This is a genomic window from Oscillatoria sp. HE19RPO, from assembly GCF_024220515.1.
Classification (GTDB): Bacteria; Cyanobacteriota; Cyanobacteriia; order Cyanobacteriales; family Laspinemataceae; genus Laspinema.
Genome location: NZ_JAMXOT010000328.1, coordinates 1 through 2,480, shown reverse-complemented (window position 1 = coordinate 2,480; position 2,480 = coordinate 1). Strand labels below are relative to the sequence as shown.

At 49.1% G+C, this 2,480-nt stretch carries 4 protein-coding genes and 1 tRNA gene; 4 read left to right on the top strand and 1 reads right to left on the bottom strand.

From position 1 onward, the window contains the following. The first annotated feature begins 247 nt into the window (after nucleotides 1-247). The 4 genes from NG833_RS25485 to NG833_RS25470 all read left to right on the top strand — a co-directional run bounded on the left by NG833_RS25485 (nucleotide 248) and on the right by NG833_RS25470 (nucleotide 1,693). Nucleotides 248-484, top strand: coding sequence for a DNA-directed RNA polymerase subunit omega (locus NG833_RS25485; protein WP_256556155.1), 237 nt, complete (start codon nucleotides 248-250; stop codon nucleotides 482-484). A 47-nt stretch (nucleotides 485-531) separates the two neighbouring features. Further along, nucleotides 532-1,164 carry a hypothetical protein gene (locus NG833_RS25480; protein ID WP_254568079.1) on the top strand — a complete coding sequence of 211 codons (633 nt, stop codon included), beginning with the start codon at nucleotides 532-534 and terminating at the stop codon, nucleotides 1,162-1,164. A gap of 15 nt (nucleotides 1,165-1,179) precedes the next feature. Further along, the gene (locus NG833_RS25475) at nucleotides 1,180-1,569 is read left to right on the top strand and encodes a DUF1818 family protein (protein WP_254568078.1); all 390 of its coding nucleotides are present in this window, start codon (nucleotides 1,180-1,182) and stop codon (nucleotides 1,567-1,569) included. A gap of 50 nt (nucleotides 1,570-1,619) precedes the next feature. Continuing rightward, a tRNA-Pro gene (locus tag NG833_RS25470) sits at nucleotides 1,620-1,693 on the top strand. 510 nt (nucleotides 1,694-2,203) lie between these two features. Here NG833_RS25470 and NG833_RS30610 read toward each other — a convergent pair. Continuing rightward, entirely contained in the window at nucleotides 2,204-2,326 is a 123-nt protein-coding gene (locus NG833_RS30610; protein WP_256556154.1) for a hypothetical protein, read from the bottom strand. Nucleotides 2,327-2,480: the final 154 nt, after the last annotated feature.

The window sequence follows — 2,480 nt, the reverse complement described above, 5'->3', positions numbered from 1 at the left end:
GGCTCAATGCCTTCGGGCAGAGAGAATAGCGGCAATTGGCACCGCCTTGATTGCCGAAAGGCTACGGCTGAGTAGGGTTTAGCAGTCTTACGACTGCCTTCTAAAGAATCCCCGTGTCTTTAGACCGGGGAGTGTCAAAATTACCTAAAGGTACAGAATCATGAATAGTGGATCGGGCAATCCAGAAAAAAGTAAGCGTTCTAGCTTCACTTCAACAGACAAAATCGAAAGTTTTTCCAGGCGAGCATTGTTTGCCCCCCACAAACGGGCGACCATTGATACGGAACACCTGATGCGCCGCGCTGAGGACCTGGTGAGTGCTGCCTCAAATCGTTATCGGATTACCGTCCAAGTCGCGAATCGTGCCAAGCGTCGCCGCTATGAAGATTTCGACAGCATGGAAGAACCGACAATGAAACCCGTGATTCGGGCGATCGTCGAAATGTCCGATGAACTGGCGCAACCGGAAATCATCGGCGATTAATTAACGGTTTGGAGGGGAAATTGGGTTCTGTGGCAGGAAGACAAAAGATGATGCAACCGCAGCGCAAAAGGTCAGCGATCGCCTGGGTGTTGATTGGGTTAACTTTAGGTCTATCTTTAGGAATCCCTCCCCAGGGGGATTTACCTGAAATTTCACCCAGGGCCTTCGCCCAAGAGGTTTCACCCCCTCAACGCCGACAACGGTTAGACCCCCGGCAACTGTGGCGGCAAGTCTATGAACGCCTACCCGATTTCCCCTTAGCAAATAATTACATCAGCACTGAGACTGGAGAGGTGGACCCGAATAACACCCTGGCGAGTCGGTTGATTTCCTATCACCTCTATGTCAAAAATCGTCTGCCGATGTTTCGTCTGGATTGGAAGCTGACCCTAGCAGACTATCTGGGGGTTCTGGAGGAACTCGACGAGACTGCCTATCCCGGGAATGGGGTCTTGCAAGAGAATCCGATGGCAGGCGATCGCTACATCCTCTCCCAACTCAACCGCCAACAACGGGATGAGTTAATTGAGGTTCTCGTCACCCTGTTTAATCCCAACTACTACAACATCCAAGGGCCAACCCCAGGGACAACTCCCCAGGCAACTCCCGCATCCCCGAACACTCCCGCAGGACCTCCGCCCTTGCCGGAATCCGGGGATGCAGATTTATTGAGATTGTAGAGGGGTCGTGGGTTGATGTCTCCTGAAACGGTTCCTAACGCAGAACGACGGATTAAAAGTGGTGCCGGATGGCGGATTGGATGGGACCCTCAAGGGGAACTCTATCAGGGTTTAGTCGGGGGCGATGATTGGGCGATCGAGCTTACCGAGGGCGAGTTCAATGACTTTTGTCGATTATTGGGGCAATTGGCAACGACGATGATGCAAATGGCATCGGAGTTGATGGATTCGGAAAGGATCGCCTGTGAAGCGGAAAGCGATGTTTTGTGGATGGAGGTAGAAGGCTATCCCCATGCGTATCTTCTTCATGTTATCCTCAGTACAGGACGGCGCTGTGAATTCAGTTGGCCTGCGGAAGCAGTCCCCGGACTGGTCGAGGCGGCAAGGGTGTTAAAAATTTTTTAATTTCCCTCTTGCGTCCATAAAAAGTTCATGCTAAGATAGTAAAGCGTCGTCGGGGCGTAGCGCAGCTTGGTAGCGCACTACCTTGGGGTGGTAGGGGTCGTGGGTTCGAATCCCGCCGCTCCGACTTGAGAACACTAAAACCGAGTTTCGGTTTTAGAAAATCAACAGCATAAAAAGAACGTCGAGTTTTCTACAGAGTAGAGATTCGGCGTTCTTTTTTTGGGCGATCGCCCACCTAAAAAGAGCAAAGAGGAAAGAGAAAAACTGGGAATTCCTAAGATGAAGGTACAGAGAATGAACTTAACGATGATAGGATAGTCGCTTGCCCATTTTGAACCGCGTTGGGAATTCCCAGCACTTTCTGGATGTTAGGTTATTCCCAGCTTATCCTTGGAGAGTAATCTGGGCTTCTATCTAAAGCGGTGAATTCTTGTTAACTGTTCTGGTAAGGATTAATACATCGTTAGATAAACAACCGCTCAAAATAACCCCGAGAATTCAGGCAGGTTTTCGCCAAAATAGGAGAAAATTTTCCGGCGGTTTCTGGGAGAGAGTCTTCCCCGAAAAAGAGAAGTTTTTTAGCCCCACAATTCACAGAGGCTGACTGGATCGATTCTAGGGATAAAACAATAATTTAGAGAGTATTCCCTCCAAATTTATCCCCTCCTCGGGCTAAATCTTCCTTTTCTTGTTTGAGATGATTCCACAGACGCTTGATTTCCTGACAACTTTCAAATCTTGAAAGTTCTCCTTTCATTTCTAATTCTCGTATAAGGGTGTTCCAACAAATAAATCCTCCAAATCCCGATGGTTAAGCACCTAACTGTATTAGCCCGCGCAGGCGGGCTTTGTCCGTGTAGCCCCAGGCTTAAGCCTGCGGGTTTTTTGGGTATTTTATTTTTTGGAGTTCC